A 17,956-nucleotide genomic window follows, 5' to 3' on the forward strand; every position below is an offset into this window, starting at 1 on the left:
AAACTAAAGTGGAAATGCTTTTAATAATAGGGGGGAGGAATATGGTGTGAATGTGGGTGTGAGAATTAGTGAAGATAGCGGTGGTTAGTACGGGATTCAGGCATAATGGATAGGATATTTTCACGTTTGAAGGTGCGCATTTGTTTTCGAAGCAGACAAAAGGCGCGAATATATTCGTCATTCATTTCCTTCACAATCAACTTCCGTTGGGATAATTCTTGGTTTTCGGCTAGGTAAATCATTTCTAATGGAATATTTTCCTCAATTGAACGTATAAACAGTCCTTCCATCTGGATCACGCCTTTCTTGGTTTATAATATTATTATATCCAAACATTTGTTCTTTATTCAAGACGAATAGAACTAATGTTCTTATTTGTGTTAGTTATAATGGATATTTATAAGGGGAAACTTAAAATGGTATTGACATTTTTTTTATTTTTACTATAATTAGATTTGTAGTTAAATATTTGATCTGTTAGCTCAGTTGGGAGAGCGCAACCTTGACAGGGTTGAGGTCGGGGGTTCGAACCCCTCACAGGTCATACAAGTGCCGACAAACCGAGAGAAATCAACGTTTGTTGGCTTTTTTATTGCGTTCTTTGAAGCAGTAACAGGTATCTGTGCAGCCTGGACGAGCCATATTCTCGAATAGGAGATAAAATTATTAGAAAGTGACCCGAAGCTCTAAGTTATTCCTATTAACGTGGGGTTTAAGAAGGATACAAATTGATATAAGGCAAAAATACATAAAAAGAACGTTCGCTGGTGAATCATAAATTTTATGTATTTTAATATTGAATGAATGTAAAAAACCGATTTTCCTTGTCTAAAGGAGAATCGGTTTTTTTACATTCATTCATCTAATGAGCATTGAACTTCTTTATAATTTGTAAGTTTGGATAGAAGTTCAATAAGTTGGTGTCGCTGCTCTTGAGTCAGATTCTTTAATAATATTTCTGCTGCTTCTTCTTCAAGCAATCGTACTTTTTTAATTTGCATTTGGGCCATGTCAGTCAGCTGTATCAAAGTAGCGCGTCGGTCTATTGGATCAGGCAGCCGGACAAGAAGTCCATCCTTTTCTAGCGCGTCCACAAAGTCAGTAACCGTTCGAGCCTTAACTCCTAATTTGGCCGCTAACTCACTCATTCGTATTTTCCCTACTTCAGAAACAGCAAGTAGAAGGCGAAGTCTGGGTCCTGATATTTGAAACGGCATATCGAGATCTGAAATATGTGCTTCAAATTCTCTCTGAATATAATGAGAAGTCTTAATTAAGGCATAGATAGCTTCTATTGCTGATGCTTTTGAAGAATGTTGGTTCGTCATAAAAAATCCTCCTTGACACGTTTAAAGATATCGAATAAACTCATATTGAGCAAACTTATATTGAGTAAGCTCACTAAAATTTAACTCAATATCCGTTAGTACCATTGTACCTTATAAAGGATATTGTGAAAAAAAATATACAGGGGGGAATTATCTTGTTCATTATATCTATCGTTCTTCAAAGCCTGTTAGCTCTAGTTTTCTTGATGACAGGGTTCATGAAGATAACTGGTAATAAACAGCAAGTTGAAGCATTCAAGCACCTCAACCTGCCACAATGGTTCCGAGTGGTTACTGGCTGGGTACAACTTGTAGGGGTTGCTGGTTTAGTTATCGGTTTTTGGAATCCTGGAGTAACAGCATTAGCTGGGGTATGGCTTGCGATCACCATGCTTGGCGGAGTGATTGCTCATGTTTGGGCAAAAGATCCTTTCAGTCAGGCCCTTCCGGCGTTCATACTAGCTATACTGGCAGCTATTATTACTATTATTAACATATCTGACCTGTTGAACATGTTTTCATGAAAAATTATGGGTGGACAGAATTAAAATTAATTTAAAAGGGTAATTAGGAGGAAGAAACATGACAAATGAGAAATTAAATATTGGAATTATTTTAGGTAGTACAAGGGAAGGGCGAGTAAGCCCGCAAGTGGGAAAATGGGTTAAAGGAATTGCTGACCAACGTGGAGATGCAAACTATGAAATTGTAGATATTGCGGATTATCAATTACCGTTTTTTGGGACAACTGATGGGACAGAACCTGGAATTGCAGCTTGGAATGAAAAACTTAACAGACTAGATGGTTTCGTATTCATCGTTCAAGAATATAATCACAGCATAACGGGAGCCTTAAAAAATGCACTTGATTTAGCTCGTGAGCCATGGAATAACAAAGCAGCAGGTATCGTTAGTTATGGGTCAACTGGTGGTGCTCGTGCTGCTGAACATTTACGAGGAATTTTGGGTGAGTTAATGGTTGCAGATGTCCGTGTCCATCCTACATTGTCATTATTTACTGACTTTGAAAATTATACTACATTTAAACCAGCTGACCTGCACGTTACTAATGTAAATGCAATGCTTGATCAAGTTGCTGCTTGGAGCGGTGCATTAAAAACCTTAAGAAATTAACCAATGATCATTTTGAAATGTCATTCGAATATCAGGTACTACCCAAAAGTAGTGTTTGATATTCTTTTTTTTTCGGGTATTATTCCCGAAGCAGTGAATACTGTATCTGTGCTTGCCAAATTGTAGCTATATACCAGCACTTGAAAAGGAGAAGGAGATCGTATGTCAGTAAAAACAGAAAATAACAATAAAGCATTCTCCATTAAAAACATCATAGGACCACTACTAGCTGTCATTGTTGGTATGATAATGGTAATTCTTGATAGTACGGCGATGAATGTTGCCTTGCCTGGAATAGTGGAAGATTTTAAATCGGATGTTTCGACCATGCAATGGTCCATAACAGGTTATACACTCGCATTATCAGCTGTCATTCCTTTAGCAGGTTGGATGACGGACCGATTTGGGGCAAAAAAGATATTTTTAATTACAATCGCCTTGTTTACACTTGGTTCCGTTCTATGCTCTGTTGCCCGAAACCCTGAACAGCTTATCCTCTATCGGGTTATTCAAGGATTGGGGGGAGGAATGGTAGCGCCAATAGGAATGGCCATTATTTTCCGACTTGCTCCTCCGGATAAAATAGGGGCTGTAATGGGAACACTTGGGGTTCCGATGCTTTTAGCACCTGCACTAGGGCCTGTTTTAGCAGGATATCTTGTAGAATACGTTACCTGGAATTGGATTTTCCTTATTAATTTGCCAATCGGTATTATTGCCATTTTGGTTGGATTGAAATTTTTACCAAAAGTTGAACGCAAGACCGTTGCATCCCTTGATTATTTAGGTATCATATTAGCCCCTATCACATTCTCCATGCTTGCCTATGGAGTGAGTGAAGGGGGCAAAAGCTGGACTTCAACGGAAACTCTTACCGGATTATTTGTAGGTGGAGTTGCTCTCATTCTATTTATTATCGTCGAACTTCGTCAAAAGGAGCCTTTATTAGAGTTGAGAGTTTTTGGATCATCCGACTTTCGAAAAGGGATTGTGATTGCATGGTTTTCCCAAATCGCATTATTTGGGGTTATGATTATTGTCCCGTTATTCTTACAAACAGTAAGAGGTTACGGTGCATTGGATACTGGTTTAATTCTTCTCCCGCAAGCTCTAGCATCAGGTGTTATGATGCCAATCGGAGGGCGTTTATATGATAAAATAGGTGCTCGTCCTTTAGCGATAACAGGCTTGTCTATTATTACGGCATCGCTAGCTATGCTTTCACGAATTTCTATGGATACTACAACTGGATTTATCATTTCATGTTTGGTGATGATGGGAGCAGGAATGGGTCTGTCCATGATGGCAATTAATACTCATGTCCTTCAATCCGCTCCAAAACGTCTTGTAAATCGCGTCACACCATTAACAACTGCGGCCCAACAAGTAATGGTTTCATTTGCAGTAGCAGGCATGACTGGGTTCCTAACGTCAAGAATTACTGATCATGTGACATTAATAGCTGACCCAATTGAAGCTGCCGTTTCTGCCTATGGTGACACGTTCCTTCTAGCTGCAGGGATTGCATTGGCAGGGGCGCTTTTAGGAACAATCCTTAGTAGACCAAAACAACAGCGGGAACATGTCCAAGATGAAGAAACAAAAGAAGTGAATGCAACCATGATGGCAGGACATTAAAAAGAAAAGTGGATGATTCTTTCTATCTAATTAGTTGATTGGTTCGAATCCCTCACAGGTTCATCATAAGAAATCCTAAAATTTCAATGATTTTGGGATTTTTTTCTTTTTTTAGAGTTAAATGAACCTATTACTATGATCAGATGTAGTTTTCCTCTTACGATTGTATTTTTATTAGGGTCATTATGAACTAAATGACCTATGATCCACTTTGAATAATAAATTGGGAGGGTTTGACCTGGTTAATGGCGAAGTGAATAATCAGAGTCATTTCCTTTGGAAATAAGAGGTGGAAAATGGAAAAACGGACGAGTTTAAGAGTTTACATTATTACAATTGCTGGTGCGGTATGTTGGGGACTTATTGGTTTATTTATTGCCCCTTTGTATGCTCGCGGCTTTACGGCTTGGGACGTAGTTGCCATTCGAGGTATTTTTACCTTTGTTATCTTAATTCTAATTATGACAGCATTTTATCGGGATCAGTTACGTACCAGATTAAAAGATCACATTTTTTTCGCCTGTGCAGGAATTTTAAGTGTCGCTTTATTTAATTTTTTTTATTTCGAAGTTTTTTCTCAATCGAGTTTATCCCTTGCAGTAACACTTTTATATACAGGTCCTCTGTTTGTAACCATCTTGTCTCGGCTCTTTTTTAAGGAGTCCCTGACTATTCGTAAAGGGTGGGCACTTGCTCTTGCTATTACAGGTTGTGCCTTTGTTGTAGGCCTGCTGCCACTAGGCCAAGAAGGTATACAAATGAAAACCTTGGTCATGGGGATTTTATCTGGATTTTGTTATGCGTTGTACAGTATTTTCAGTAAACCTGTAACCCAAAGGTATTCTGCATTGACCATTACAACGTACACATTTCTTTATACGAGTATATTCATGTTATTGACAAGTGACATAATAAAAAAGACTGATCAATTTCAATATGCTGATGTTTGGGTGGCAGCGGTGTTGCTGGCGCTCGTATCAACGGTCGCAGCTTTTGTTTTGTATACTTCAGGACTAAAGCATTTAGAAGCAAGTAAGGCGTCCATTTTAGCAACGATTGAACCTATCATTGCAGTAGTAACTGGAGTACTTTTTCTGGGGGAACAACTACGGGGATGGCAGGTGTTAGGAATTGCCTTAGTTTTGTATTCAGCCATTCTTGTCGCAGATGGAAGGTCTAAGGCAAAGAAACCAGTTGATACCATTTTAGAGGAGGAAAGCACGGTATGATACAACCATAGCAGGACCAATAATCGATAACTTAAAAAACCGAAAAAATTAAAGATTCATTTCGAAACTTAATATTTTCGGTTTTTTCATAGGCATAAGCAGGTCAATAATAATTTTTGATTCATCGCACGAAGAAAGAGCGTTAGCTCTTTCGAGGAGGCCATACGCCGCTGACCAGGGCGCTTGCGCTTTTCTTAATTAATAGAGAACACGCCATAAATAAAAGGTTGCATAGGATTCCCAATTTCTCCATGGGATAGAAATCTTTAGGATTTCCTCTTTGGTTGGCTTTCTATCCATATTAAGTAGGGTTTTAATAGCATTGATTAAACCTGCATCATCGATAGGGAAGGCGGCAGGGAAGCGCAGGCAGCGCATCAGCACATAATTAGCTGTCCATGGACCAATCCCACGTATTTTAATTAAGCTTTTTTCGACCTCTTTAAAGTTTTCGGCTTCCCTTAATTTTTCTTTGGATAATTCACCGCTGGCCATTAATTGCGCAATCCCAATAATATATTCACTCTTTTTAACAGTCATTTTAATATCTGCCAGGTCAATAGGTGTGAGTTTAGCAATTCTTTTGTAGGAGGGGAATATCCAATATTTTTTGCCTTCCCATTCGATTGACTCACCGAATTTTTCTACAAATTGCTTCTTTAATGTGTAGGCGAAGCTTAAGTTAATTTGCTGCCCTAAGACACCCCAACAGAGCGCCTCAAACAAATCAGGGATTCCGATGAGACGTAATCCATAAAACTTTTCTACAATCATTTTAAGGAATGGGTCTGTTTTTGCCATTTGATAAAAGGGAGTTAAGTCATTATCAAGGTCAAACCATTCTCGAATATATTGGACGACATCTATAGTCTCCTGCGGTTTACCTTTTAAAAAGTGTACAACCATTTGATTTGAATCATTGACTTTTATTCTGACAAGGGTTGGAATTTCATCAATTGCAATGACCCTTGTAATGGTATCATTTTCAACTTCATACATACATTCATTTTTATTCCGCTCTAGATAACCAAGGTTTGCTTTCAGGTCAAATTCTTCAGGCAGCGGAATGATTACTTTGGATGATTCCTCTTCATAGGTATTTCTAGGATTCGTCACTTTATCTCCTCCGGCATTTTGCTATAATCTATTTTTATCATAAAAGTGTAGAAAACAATGTTTCTATCTTGATGCTACAATCAAAAATCTATTATTTTCCACTTGAATAAGTGTATATTGATTATGTAATTAAAGCTTCTATGAAGGATCTAATAATGAAGGTGAGGAATATTTGTTGAAACCAAAAGTTATTGTCTATAAAAAAGTCGATCCAACAGTTTTGGAGTATGTACGTAAAGCCTGTGAAGTCATTTATTTTGAAGACTTAGATGCAACCACACTTCCTGAATTTTACCAAGAATTAAAGGATGCAGAAGGAATTCTAGGCTCGAGTTTAAAAATTGATGAGAAGTTTTTAGAGCAGGCCCCTAACCTAAAAGTAATTAGCAATATTTCAGTTGGCTACGATAATTTAGATCTTGAGAAAATAACAAAACGAAGAATTATGGCAACCAATACACCTAGTGTTTTATATGATAGTGTTGCAGATACCATTTTTGGCTTATTACTAGCAACAGCAAGAAGAATGCCAGAATTAAACCAGTTGGTCAAGTCAGGGAAGTGGACATCGAAAATTAGTGAAGAGCAATTTGGCGTAGATGTTCATCATAAGACATTAGGAATTATCGGAATGGGAGGAGTAGGTTCGGCTATTGCCAAACGGGCTCATTTTGGCTTTGATATGCCTATTTTGTATCATAATCGTTCGCGAAATCCAGAAGCCGAACAAACCTTTCATGCAACCTATTGTTCACTTGAAGAAATTTGTCAGCAAGCTGATTTCATTTGCTTAATGACGCCGCTAACTCCAAACACTGTTAAACTCATCGGGGAAAAGGAATTTAAATTAATGAAGAAATCAGCCATTTTTGTCAATGGTTCGCGCGGGGCTACTGTAGACGAGGATGCCTTAGTTTGGGCTCTTCAAAACGGAGAGATTTTAGCTGCGGGACTTGACGTGTATACACAAGAACCAGTAAACCCAGATCACCCGCTATTGTCAATGGATAACGTAGTCACATTGCCGCATATTGGTTCTGCAACCTATGAAACACGATTGAAAATGGCTAAACTTGCAGCTGAAAATCTAGTGCGTGGTCTCCAGGGAAAACAGCCGCCTTCCTTAATAAATCAAGAGGTGTTAAGCGAAGTCCGATAAATAAAAGGCGTAAAGAATCATTAAAAAAGGTGATTCTCTACGCCTTTTTTATCTAAGATGTGGGGAACATCCTCAAAAATCTCATCAGGTTTGGGACAATTGGTAATATACAACAATCATTTTCGGGTGCCTGACACCAATTATTATGATAATCTAAATATGGTATGATAGTATTAAATTTGTTTAGAATTACTTCTTAGGAGAGGATATTATATGAGTAATAATGAGGTACCTTCTCTACAGAAGGATGGAAGGTCTATTATAGTTAATCAACGAAATCTATCTAGTTTAATGACTGATCTAAAGTTACTATTTAAAGCAAATGTTTTAACCGCTAATGTCCTGCCGGTTTTTGCAGGATTCTGGTTAGCTTTATATTTTACGGATGTCCCTCTCTCAAGTAATGTGGATTTATTACTTTTAACTATTTTCGGAAGTACAATGGTGATTGCCGGGGCACTTGCGCTCAATAACTGGTACGATGTTGATATTGATACAGTAATGGATCGTACAAAGAATCGTCCAACAGTGACTGGGAATTTCTCACTTAAGCAAGTATTAATCATTGGAATTTCACTTACCGTAGTTGGGTTTATTTTATTACTGTTTACGACATTCGAAGCTGCGTTATATGGTTTCGTCGGATGGTTTACTTATTGTTTTCCCTATACCATGTGGTCGAAACGAAAGTATACCTTTAATACCATAATTGGCAGTGTGTCTGGTGCGGTTACACCTTTAATTGGCTGGACAGCGATCGCACCTGGATTTCAAAAGGTACCAATGATCTTGTTTTTAATCTTGTTTATTTTTCAAATGCCGCATACCTTTGCGATAGCCATTAAGAAATATAAAGAATATAAAGCGGCTGGGGTGGCGATGCTTCCCGTTGTTCGTGGACTCTCCGTGACTAAACGGCAAATGGTCATGTATATTGCTTGCTTGTTTCCATTGCCATTCTTTTTAGATTCACTTGGAACAACCTTTATGGTCATAGCTGCTTTGCTAAACGCAGGGTGGTTGGTGGTAAGTATCAGCGGTTTTTTTATCAAAGATAACCATAAATGGGCCCAAGTGAATTTCTTATACTCAGTTAATTATATAACCATTATCTTCCTCATGATGATTGTGGTTACCTTACCGATCTTCCATCGCTAAAAGAAATTATATGAAAAAGTCTGATCGCTGTAGGCAAATACAATGCCTACAATCGATTGGACTTTTTTTTATTAATCGGATCTTTTAAACGTATTTATTTTTTTAAATGAGAAGATGTGTGATGCGGTTCACTACACTGAGAATGGTTCCCAACTATGATATAAGTATGAAAATCACAAAGGGGATGATTCGGAATGGGAGCTGCAAAAGGAAACAACAAAAAGAAGGCAGGCGAAGTTCAAGAAGCACCGTTAAAAGGAACATGGATTTCCGTAAGTGTTGTGGGAGTAGTCATTCTACTTACGTATTTCTTATTATATGGACTTTACATGTCTAGAGTTTAGGGGGGATTTGGAATGAAGATGCATCTTGATGAAAAAATTTGGCTGACCTTAAGTTTTGGGATAATCATGATTTTCATGTTTATCACAGGCTATCAAGCATTTGCCTTGGATATGGCTCCACCAAGCAATAAGGAAATTATTGATCCACAAAAAGTGGACCAAATCGCACCATTCGATAAACCAGGTGTTACTAAAATTGGTGAAAATGAATATGAAGTTGTGATGACTTTACAAGTATTTAGCTTTAATCCAGGTAATTTTGAAGTTCCTGCTGGTTCTACAGTGCATTTTACACTAACCTCCAAAGATGTGGTCCACGGCTTTGAGGTAGCTGGAACAAACGTGAATGCAATGGTAATGCCAGGACATATTCAAAAAATCACCCAAAAGTTTGATAAACCAGGCACTTACTTAGTGTTATGTAACGAATACTGTGGTGCTGGTCACCAAGCAATGAGTACAACGATTACGGTTAAATAAAGGGGGGAAAGAAAATGCAAACAGCAAAATCACATACACTAAAAGATCAAGCAAATAAAGTAATGGGAATCAGTAAGGAAGATGCCGTTTTAACAAAAACATATATCATTGTAGCATTTACAGCACTACTTCTGGGCGGAATATTAGGACTGCTGCAAGGACTAAATAGGTCAGGACTTCTAGAACTGCCATCATGGCGTAACTATTATCAAGTATTAACAGCACATGGTTTATTATTAGTTGTTGTCTTAACTGCCTTCTTTACGATTGGATACTTTTATGCATCACTTTCCCATACTTTAGGAGGACTGCTGCCGAAAATAAGGAAGATAGCTTGGATTGGTTTTGGAATGAAGATTGTCGGCTTTATTCTATGCATAGTGCCAATTCTAATGAACGAAGCATCAGTTATGTATACATTTTATCCGCCGATGGCAGCACATCCGGCTTTCTATATCGGGTTAGTATTCATTGCTTTAGGCGTTTGGATGTGCTGCATTGGGGCGTTTATCAATGTCGCTAATTGGAGAAAAAACAACAAAGGTCAACATGTGCCTATTCTTGCTTACTTTGCAACCGGTGTGTTTATCCTTTTGTTCTTTGCTCTAATCCCAGTTGCAATTGAAGTTTTAACCATTATTCCATGGGCCTTTGGGTGGGTTGAAACAATTAATGTCATGGTTGCTCGGACACTATTTTGGGCGTTTGGACACACGCTGGTTAATATTTGGTATTTAACGGCCGTGTCTGCATGGTATGTTGTTGTACCAAAAATTATCGGTGGAAGACGTTGGAGTGATACCTTAACCCGTGTGGTTATTATTGCCTTAGTTGTAATGAACATCACTGGTGGATTCCATCATCAGATTATCGACCCAGGAATTTCTGAAGCAGTTAAATTTATGCATGTATTTATGAGTTTGGCGATTGGTTTCCCATCATTAATGACCGCATTCGCTATGTTTGCTATATTTGAGCGGACTGCCAGGAAACAAGGTGGAAAAGGTCTAATTGGCTGGTATAAGAAAATGCCATGGGGGGATGTTCGTTTCCTAGCACCATTTATTGCTATGGTCGCCTTTATTCCAGCAGGTGCAGGAGGGATTGCCCAAAGTACAAACCAGCTAGACCAAGTTGTTCATAATACCATGTGGATTGTTGGGCATTTCCATTTAACACTCGGAATGTCGGTGGTAATGACTTTCTTTGGAATTAGTTATTGGTTAGTTCCTTATATTTCAAAACGTGTTCTAACTCCACAAATAAATAGATTAGGCGTAATACAAACTTGGATCTGGACAATTGGTATGATATTTATGTCAGGTGCTATGCATTGGGTTGGATTACTTGGTTCTCCGCGAAGAACTTCCTATACAACCTACGGCGATAATGTAACAGCATTAAGCTGGGACCCGTATTTAATGTGCTTAGCTGTGGGAGGAACACTATTAATTATCGGTGTTATTCTTCAAGTGTATGCTGTTGTCAATATGATGTTCTTTGCGCCAAAAGGTGAAACAGAATTTCCGATTGCGGAAGAGGAAGAAAATGCAACCAAAACACCATACTGGACAGAGCGTTGGGGCCTTTGGATTGTTGTTATGCTATTAGTTGTAGCCATGGCCTATGTTATCCCATTAACGGAATTTATCGTCAATGCCCCTCCTGGGTCACCACCGTTTAAAACATGGTGATTACGAAAAGCTAAAAGCCAGTAGGCGCTTTATCTGGAAGGTTTTCAATGAGAGAGATAGCTCGGGTGGCTAGGGCTATCTCTTTCCACTTCAAAAAATAGATGTGGGAAGTGATCTTCATGATCAAAAATAGACATCATACATTTGCATGTTTGCTTGTTATCTTATTTGGCTGTGCATTGTTTTATTTCGGAACAGATGGTTTCACAGCTTTCACGGCAGAAACTGCGCGGGTAAAAGAACTAATTGACGATAAACCCCAATTCCCTAATGTAACCTTAGAAGACAGCAAAGGGAGGGAATATTCTATTTCTGAATTTGAAGGCAAATATGTATTTATTACCTTTTTGTATACGTCCTGTACAACGGTTTGTCCTCAATTAGAAATGAATATGTCGAAAGTTTATGATAAGGTACCAAGCAAATATATGGGCAAAGATATTGTCTTTTTAAGTATCAGCTTCGATCCTTCTAGGGATAACCCAGCCACGTTGGAAAAATATAGAGGCTATTTTAATAGTGACGGTGAAACATGGAGGATGGCAAGAATTGCAAATAAAACAGAATTAGATGCATTGTTAAAAGCATTTGGTGTGATTGTCATTCCCGATGAATACGGTAATTTTGCCCATAATTCAGCTTTTTATATTGTTGATAAAAAAGGCAGACTTCTAGATGTTTTAGACTACAAAAAAACGGATGAAGCTGCTAAAAGGCTTACAGGGATTCTTGACATGGAAGCGGGGGAATAGTTATGAAGCAATCACTATATGGCTTATTGATCCTCCTATTCCTTGCACTGCCTCCTGTGGCAAACTTAATGGAATCTGTCATGATTATTCACATGCATATGCAAATGCCGCTGTTAATTTTCACCGGATTTCTCCTTGCCCGTATTTTTCAACTACGTTTCCCACGATTTTTTGAAAAATGGAACGGAAATGGAATACCAGGAATCATATTGTTTATCATCATCGTCGCTTATTGGACACTGCCAAGGTCAATGGATGAAGCATTAACTTTACAGAGTATGGAAGTGTTTAAATTTACTAGTTTACCTATATTGGCAGGGATCCCACTAAGGGATAGCTGGAAAAAACTTAGACCTGTTGGTAAGCATATCACTTTTTATTTTTTTATTATCATGTTTTCCGCAATGGGGTGGTTATATATATATTCCCCCGTGCAATTATGTAATAACTATTTAATTATTGAACAAATTACACTAGGCTGGGGATTTATTACAACAGCAATCTGTATGGTCATTTATTTGCTCTATAAGGCTTTTGTCGATCCTAAGAAATACGAGTAATGTATTTTGTGATTTCCAGCATAAAAACATAAAAAACTGTTAGGAATCATTGATCCTAACAGTTTTTTGAATTAGATATTTATTAAGGAATCCTAAGGTTCGTTTGTTATGGTTGCCCTCTTTCGAGCCTTCAGAAACTTGATTACATTTAAAACAATGGTCTTGACTACTGCATAAAACGGTACAGCCAAAACCATCCCCAAGATACCAGCTAAATTTCCGGCAGCGAGCAAGACGATAATGATTGTCGCGGGGTGGGTATCAAGTGATTTTCCAAGAATGAGCGGAGATAATACATTCCCTTCCACCTGCTGGGCTATCACAATAATTAAAATAACTAATAAAGCTTTTGTGGGTGAATCAAATAAAGCAACAATCACAGCGGGTGCACCACCAAGAATGGGGCCGACATATGGGATGATGTTGGTAAACGCAACAATTACGGCCATAACTAGTGCAAATGGCAGATCGATAATCAGGTAGCCAATAAAAGCAAGTATTCCTACTGATAGGGCAACAATAACTTGCCCTTGTATATAGGAGGAAAGTGTTTCACCTGTCTCTTTCAACATAAGCAATCCTGCTTCTCGATATGATACAGGAAGGAATTTAGTTACAGCCTTAGGGAACTTATGTCCGTCCTTAAACATATAGAACAGTAAAAACGGAACTGTAGCTAGGATGACAGCAATATTGGCAAACACACCAAGGATATTGGAAATACCGCCAGTGATCCTATCCGGCAAGGTATTCGCATAGGCAATCAGTTTTTCTTTACCGGTTTCCAAAAGATCATTTTGCTCCTCCATGATCCATTTGAATTCAGAACTTCGTGAAAGCTTATCAAAATACTGCAAGGTTTTGTTGGCATAATCAGGAAGTGCATTAGCAAGTGCGGTAAATTGCTCTGTGATGGCAGGAACCAAGTTGCCAATCGCTAAAACAAGAATACCAATAAACACTACATAAATTATTAGGATGGCAAGAATTCTTGGCACTTTTTGGCGCTGAAGAAAATTAACGATTGGATTTAGTAAGAAAAAGAGAAATCCGGTTATCAGAATTGGGAAAAAAAGAGTAGAGAAAAAGATACCGATCGGCATAAATAAAAATGAAATCTTTGTTGAAACAAAGATGATGGTTAATATTAGAAGGATTTGGATTAACCCATATTGGAATTTTCTTTTTGACATTATTTTCCCCTTTTTTCAATTGGCTGTGTTAAACTTGTCTGTTGATTTCCGTTCCAGGCGCTTCGCTTTCCGCGGGCGTTGCGGGGAGCCTCCTCGGCGCTTACAGCGCCTGCGGGGTCTCCCCTGCCCCGTACTCCCGCAGGAGTCTTCGCGCCTTCCACTCCAATCAACAGAGTACTAAAATCAACATTAACGTTTAACACAGCCTTTCAATTAGTTTAACTAAAATTATATCAAAAACTTGGAATAGAAGACAAATAATAGTATTACCTTTGGTGTCAGGCACCAGATGGGGACATTAAAAAAATGAAACTTTCGGCTTAGTTTGTCGTATACTTAAATGGAATAATTTACATAAGAGGAGAGAAGGGGTGTTGGATTTGGAATTGCAAACAGAAGTAAATATACAAAAAGAGAGTCCTAAGTTATTAGGAATGTTTACGAGTCCTGGGGTGCAGTTTGAGCGAATTAAGCAAAGTCCGAAAATTTGGGTACCATTAACTATTATTAGTATCCTTTATGCCATTGGTATGGCGTTTATGGCTCTATCACTAGACGCTGCTACTTTAATTGCTCAGGGAGTGCCTGAAGATCAAGTTGATTTGGTGTTAACCATAACAAAAGTAACAGTATTAGTTACGGGCATCATTACGCCTATTATTGGTGTTTTAGTGAGCAGTGCTATTCAATTAGCGATTGTCAAGATTGCTAGTTCCACTGTTTCTTTTAAACAATTATTATCTATGAATACTTTTATCATGATTATTGGTGCAGCAGGACTTATATTGAATATGGGAATCAGATATGCCATCGGCGGGGATCCAGAAATATATATTACCAGTTTGGCAGGGCTTCTCAATCAGGATAAAGCTGGTGTTTTAGGTTCCATCGAAGTATTTGGAATCTGGTCTGCTATTTTGACTGCCTTGGGACTTCATAAAACAGCGCAAATTTCTAAAGGGCTGGCATGGACAATTGCGGTGATTTTCTTCGTAGTTAGTATTGGCTTTGCTTTGGTCGGTACTCTTTTACAGGGAGCGCCGAAGCTATAATGAAGAAGAAAATTTGGATTAGCATTAGTGTAATTTTATTAATTATCATAATGATTTCTGTAAGTGTCTACCGGCAGGTCCTTGCAAAGGGGCCTTCCGTTAAGACCATGGAAATCAGCCAAGAAGAAATCTCCTCTCTATTAATGATTCCTGGAACAGTAAAGCTCCCTCAAGAACAACTGGTCTATGCGACACCAGACAAAGGGGAAATCAAGAAGCTGCTCGTCAAGGAAGGAGAGACAGTCAAGAAAGGTGCTGTCTTGGCTCAATTAGAAAATCCTCAGCTTGAGTTGGAGATTGAGCAGAATAAATTAGCGGTCGAATCCGCTAATTTAAAAATAAACCAAATCGATAAGAAATTGGAGCAACTTGAAGACAAAGAAAAGACCTTAGGTGAGCAGGTTGGAAAAAAGGAAGCGAAAAAGCAGCTTTCTCCTGAATTTGAACAGCTGGAGATGGAAAAAGAGCTAGCTAACATTGAACTTAAACAAACTGAACTTCAAAAAGACTTGATTAGTAAACGCCAGGATGATTTAGAGATTAAGAGTACAATGGCTGGAATTGTTTTGACAGCCAAAAAGCCAGCAACATCACTTGATGCAACAAGCGAACCTATTATACATATTGGGAAATTAGCAGGGATGACAGCATCAGGACTACTGTCCGAATACGATACTCTTAAAGTTAACAAGGGTCAAAGAGTGATCATCAAATCAGAGGCATTGCCGGGCAAAGAGTGGCTGGGTGAAATCACGAAGACATCTATTTTGCCAGAGCAGAACCAAGCGAGTTTGCAAAATGGTACACAGGCTGTGCAGTATCCTGTCACAGTAAAGATTTCCGGTGATACAAAAACGTTGAAACCAGGCTTCCAAGTCATCATGGAGATAGAAACAGATAAAAAGACAGCGATGGTCCTGCCGCTCGATGCGTTATTTGATGAGGGGGATCAGCCCTTTGTATATCTCGTAAAGGATGGAAAAGCGCAAAAACAAAATGTCAAAACTGGCATTACATCAGGAAAGAAGATTGAAATCGTTGAAGGTGTTACAAAAGGAGACAAAGTCATCATTAATGGACCTGACAAACTAAAAGATGGGTTGGATGTGACCGTTAAATGATCCAGCTAGAATCCATCTCAAGATCGTTTTTGTTGGGAAAAGAAAGTGTACCTGTCCTAAATGGTATTAGTCTATCCATTCATAAAGGTGAATTTGCTGCCATCATGGGTCCATCTGGCTCAGGAAAGTCAACCTTAATGAATATTATTGGTTGTTTGGATAAACCGACAGAGGGTGAGTATTATCTTGGCGGGGAAAATGTCTCTCATTATAATGACAAGGAATTGGCCAGGGTTAGAAATCAATCGATTGGCTTTGTCTTTCAGCAGTTTCATTTGCTCCCGCGCTTGACGGCCTTAAAAAACGTTGAATTACCAATGATTTATGCAGGAATCTCCAAAAAAGAGCGCCAGGCTCGTGCAGAAGAGGCATTAATGAAAGTAGGTCTTGCCGACCGCATGAACCATCTGCCTAATGCTCTATCTGGAGGACAGAAGCAACGTGTTGCCATAGCGAGAGCTATTGTCAATACACCAAAGATTATTCTAGCGGATGAACCCACAGGTGCCCTTGATTCAAAAACAAGCAAGGACATTATGGAACAATTTAGTGAACTGAATAATGAAGGAGTAACGATTATTATTGTTACCCATGAATCAGAAGTGGCTGAATACGCGAACAGAACAATTATGGTTAGGGATGGAATGATTCAGTCGCCTTTTGATGGTGTTAGGGGGCCGGCAGGATGAGTTTTATGGAAAATCTTATTATGGCACTAAGTTCACTAAAAGCCCATAAAATGCGGAGTATTCTAACAATGCTTGGGATTATTATTGGGGTGGGAGCTGTTATTATCGTCGTAGCCATCGGACAGGGCGGGGAAGCGATGCTGAAATCACAAATTACAGGTCCCGGGAATACGATTGAATTATTTTATCAGCCCTCAGACGAGGAAATTAGAGCAAACCCTAATATATTTCAGCAAGCTCCGTTCAAACAAGAAGATATCAGGGCGCTTGAACAAATTTCCGAAATTAAAAATGTCGTAGCTTCCAGCACCCAATTGTCTTCTGTTAAATTTCAAAAAGATTCCGTGGATGCCTCTTCAACTGGAATTAATCAGGCCTATATAAAATTAAATGAGTTGAAAGTTGCTAAGGGAAGGAGCTTGTCAACCTCTGATTTTCTTGGCGGCCGCCGTGCAGCATTAATCAGTAATAAATTGCAAGAGGAACTATTTAAAGGGAAAAATCCAGTTGGAAAGGTTGTTATGGTTGCCAATCAACCGATTGAAATCATTGGGGTTTTAGAGAAACCAACTGGTCTTCTATCATTTGGGTCAATGGAGGTTTATCTGCCTTTCCAAACTTGGAAAACGATTTACGGTAGCAGTGATTTTACCCAAGTAACCCTGCAAGCATCGTCAGCTGAACAACTGCAGGTCGCAGGTAAAAAGGCTGCTAAATTATTAAATAATCTGCATAATACAGATAAATCCTACCAAGTTATTAATATGGAAGAAATCGCTCAAGGGGTAGGACAAATCACAAAAATCATGACATTAATTATCGGGAGTATAGCAGGAATCTCATTATTTGTTGGTGGAATTGGTGTTATGAATATCATGCTTGTATCCGTGACCGAAAGGACAAGGGAAATCGGGATTCGTATGGCGCTTGGAGCTACCCGAGGACAAGTGCTGACTCAATTTTTAATTGAATCGATGACACTAACTTTTATAGGAGGTATGCTCGGGATTTTGCTTGGCTGGGGAACGTCCACCATTGTTAGTTTCTTTGCAGGTTGGCCATCCTTAGTGTCTTGGCAGGTGGTAGTAGGTGGGATGTTGTTCTCAATGGTTATTGGGATTGTGTTTGGACTACTTCCTGCAAACAAGGCTTCTAAGCTTGACCCGATTGATTCCCTGAGATATGAATAAAGGTTGATTAGGACAAGATCAAGGGTCTACACGAAGGTGTAGGCTTTTTCCTGTTATTGCCGTATAGTTATCAGTTTGCAGATTATGGGTAATGTGATAATATAATTACAGGAATATTC

19 protein-coding genes and 1 tRNA gene are annotated in these 17,956 nt (G+C 38.7%); 16 read left to right on the forward strand and 4 right to left on the reverse strand.

Annotated elements, in window-relative coordinates; translation table 11 throughout:
- Positions 1 to 65: 65 nt before the first annotated feature.
- Positions 66 to 290: a hypothetical protein gene (locus tag AC4QJR_RS07420; RefSeq protein WP_496525781.1), complete on the reverse strand. Its 225-nt coding sequence runs from the start codon at positions 288 to 290 to the stop codon at positions 66 to 68.
- A 181-nt stretch (positions 291 to 471) separates the two neighbouring features.
- Here AC4QJR_RS07420 and AC4QJR_RS07425 point away from each other — a divergent pair.
- Positions 472 to 544: transfer RNA gene (locus AC4QJR_RS07425), tRNA-Val, on the forward strand.
- Positions 545 to 854: 310 nt separating this feature from the next.
- Here AC4QJR_RS07425 and AC4QJR_RS07430 read toward each other — a convergent pair.
- Positions 855 to 1,328 carry a MarR family winged helix-turn-helix transcriptional regulator gene (locus tag AC4QJR_RS07430; RefSeq protein ID WP_496525782.1) on the reverse strand — a complete coding sequence of 158 codons (474 nt, stop codon included), beginning with the start codon at positions 1,326 to 1,328 and terminating at the stop codon, positions 855 to 857.
- 155 nt (positions 1,329 to 1,483) lie between these two features.
- Here AC4QJR_RS07430 and AC4QJR_RS07435 point away from each other — a divergent pair, with 155 nt between their 5' ends.
- From AC4QJR_RS07435 to AC4QJR_RS07450, 4 genes are all read left to right on the forward strand, one after another.
- Positions 1,484 to 1,852 carry a DoxX family protein gene (locus AC4QJR_RS07435; RefSeq protein WP_496525783.1) on the forward strand — a complete coding sequence of 123 codons (369 nt, stop codon included), beginning with the start codon at positions 1,484 to 1,486 and terminating at the stop codon, positions 1,850 to 1,852.
- 58 nt (positions 1,853 to 1,910) lie between these two features.
- A complete protein-coding gene (locus tag AC4QJR_RS07440; RefSeq protein ID WP_496525784.1) occupies positions 1,911 to 2,462 on the forward strand; it encodes an NADPH-dependent FMN reductase in 552 nt (183 codons plus the stop codon).
- 162 nt (positions 2,463 to 2,624) lie between these two features.
- Positions 2,625 to 4,100, forward strand: coding sequence for an MDR family MFS transporter (locus tag AC4QJR_RS07445; RefSeq protein ID WP_496525785.1), 1,476 nt, complete (start codon positions 2,625 to 2,627; stop codon positions 4,098 to 4,100).
- Between the two features lie 296 nt (positions 4,101 to 4,396).
- Complete coding sequence (locus AC4QJR_RS07450; protein ID WP_496525786.1) at positions 4,397 to 5,329, forward strand: DMT family transporter; 933 nt, start codon at positions 4,397 to 4,399, stop codon at positions 5,327 to 5,329.
- Between the two features lie 198 nt (positions 5,330 to 5,527).
- On the opposite strand, the gene AC4QJR_RS07455 is transcribed toward AC4QJR_RS07450, so the two are convergent.
- On the reverse strand, positions 5,528 to 6,400 hold the full coding sequence (locus AC4QJR_RS07455) for a DNA-3-methyladenine glycosylase family protein (protein WP_373561679.1): 873 nt from the start codon (positions 6,398 to 6,400) through the stop codon (positions 5,528 to 5,530).
- A 220-nt stretch (positions 6,401 to 6,620) separates the two neighbouring features.
- Between AC4QJR_RS07455 and AC4QJR_RS07460 the strand changes: the two genes are divergently transcribed.
- From AC4QJR_RS07460 to AC4QJR_RS07490, 7 genes are all read left to right on the forward strand, one after another.
- The gene (locus AC4QJR_RS07460; protein WP_496526633.1) at positions 6,621 to 7,604 is read left to right on the forward strand and encodes a 2-hydroxyacid dehydrogenase; all 984 of its coding nucleotides are present in this window, start codon (positions 6,621 to 6,623) and stop codon (positions 7,602 to 7,604) included.
- A gap of 213 nt (positions 7,605 to 7,817) precedes the next feature.
- Entirely contained in the window at positions 7,818 to 8,762 is a 945-nt protein-coding gene (gene cyoE / locus AC4QJR_RS07465) for a heme o synthase (RefSeq protein WP_285850887.1), read from the forward strand.
- 194 nt (positions 8,763 to 8,956) lie between these two features.
- Entirely contained in the window at positions 8,957 to 9,106 is a 150-nt protein-coding gene (locus tag AC4QJR_RS07470) for a cytochrome c oxidase subunit 2A (protein ID WP_098572485.1), read from the forward strand.
- A 12-nt stretch (positions 9,107 to 9,118) separates the two neighbouring features.
- Positions 9,119 to 9,586: a cytochrome c oxidase subunit II gene (locus tag AC4QJR_RS07475; protein WP_251456415.1), complete on the forward strand. Its 468-nt coding sequence runs from the start codon at positions 9,119 to 9,121 to the stop codon at positions 9,584 to 9,586.
- A 14-nt stretch (positions 9,587 to 9,600) separates the two neighbouring features.
- Positions 9,601 to 11,280, forward strand: coding sequence for a cbb3-type cytochrome c oxidase subunit I (locus AC4QJR_RS07480; protein WP_496525787.1), 1,680 nt, complete (start codon positions 9,601 to 9,603; stop codon positions 11,278 to 11,280).
- Between the two features lie 119 nt (positions 11,281 to 11,399).
- Positions 11,400 to 12,032 (forward strand): SCO family protein, encoded by a 633-nt coding sequence (locus AC4QJR_RS07485; RefSeq protein ID WP_496525788.1) that lies wholly within the window; start codon positions 11,400 to 11,402, stop codon positions 12,030 to 12,032.
- 2 nt (positions 12,033 to 12,034) lie between these two features.
- Positions 12,035 to 12,592 carry a hypothetical protein gene (locus tag AC4QJR_RS07490; RefSeq protein ID WP_496525789.1) on the forward strand — a complete coding sequence of 186 codons (558 nt, stop codon included), beginning with the start codon at positions 12,035 to 12,037 and terminating at the stop codon, positions 12,590 to 12,592.
- 92 nt (positions 12,593 to 12,684) lie between these two features.
- Here AC4QJR_RS07490 and AC4QJR_RS07495 read toward each other — a convergent pair whose 3' ends face one another.
- A complete protein-coding gene (locus AC4QJR_RS07495; protein WP_251456410.1) occupies positions 12,685 to 13,785 on the reverse strand; it encodes an AI-2E family transporter in 1,101 nt (366 codons plus the stop codon).
- Between the two features lie 371 nt (positions 13,786 to 14,156).
- Between AC4QJR_RS07495 and yknW the strand changes: the two genes are divergently transcribed.
- The 4 genes from yknW to AC4QJR_RS07515 are packed head-to-tail and all read left to right on the forward strand — an operon-like array spanning position 14,157 to position 17,837.
- On the forward strand, positions 14,157 to 14,837 hold the full coding sequence (yknW, locus tag AC4QJR_RS07500) for a YknW family membrane protein (RefSeq protein WP_496525790.1): 681 nt from the start codon (positions 14,157 to 14,159) through the stop codon (positions 14,835 to 14,837).
- Positions 14,837 to 15,958, forward strand: coding sequence for an efflux RND transporter periplasmic adaptor subunit (locus AC4QJR_RS07505; RefSeq protein ID WP_496525791.1), 1,122 nt, complete (start codon positions 14,837 to 14,839; stop codon positions 15,956 to 15,958). Before yknW ends, AC4QJR_RS07505 begins: the two co-directional genes overlap by 1 nt.
- The gene (locus AC4QJR_RS07510; protein ID WP_251456402.1) at positions 15,955 to 16,647 is read left to right on the forward strand and encodes an ABC transporter ATP-binding protein; all 693 of its coding nucleotides are present in this window, start codon (positions 15,955 to 15,957) and stop codon (positions 16,645 to 16,647) included. Before AC4QJR_RS07505 ends, AC4QJR_RS07510 begins: the two co-directional genes overlap by 4 nt.
- Positions 16,644 to 17,837, forward strand: coding sequence for an ABC transporter permease (locus tag AC4QJR_RS07515; protein ID WP_496525792.1), 1,194 nt, complete (start codon positions 16,644 to 16,646; stop codon positions 17,835 to 17,837). Before AC4QJR_RS07510 ends, AC4QJR_RS07515 begins: the two co-directional genes overlap by 4 nt.
- The last annotated feature ends 119 nt before the right edge of the window (positions 17,838 to 17,956 follow it).

The sequence above is a fragment of the Neobacillus sp. BP17 genome, from assembly GCF_059579525.1.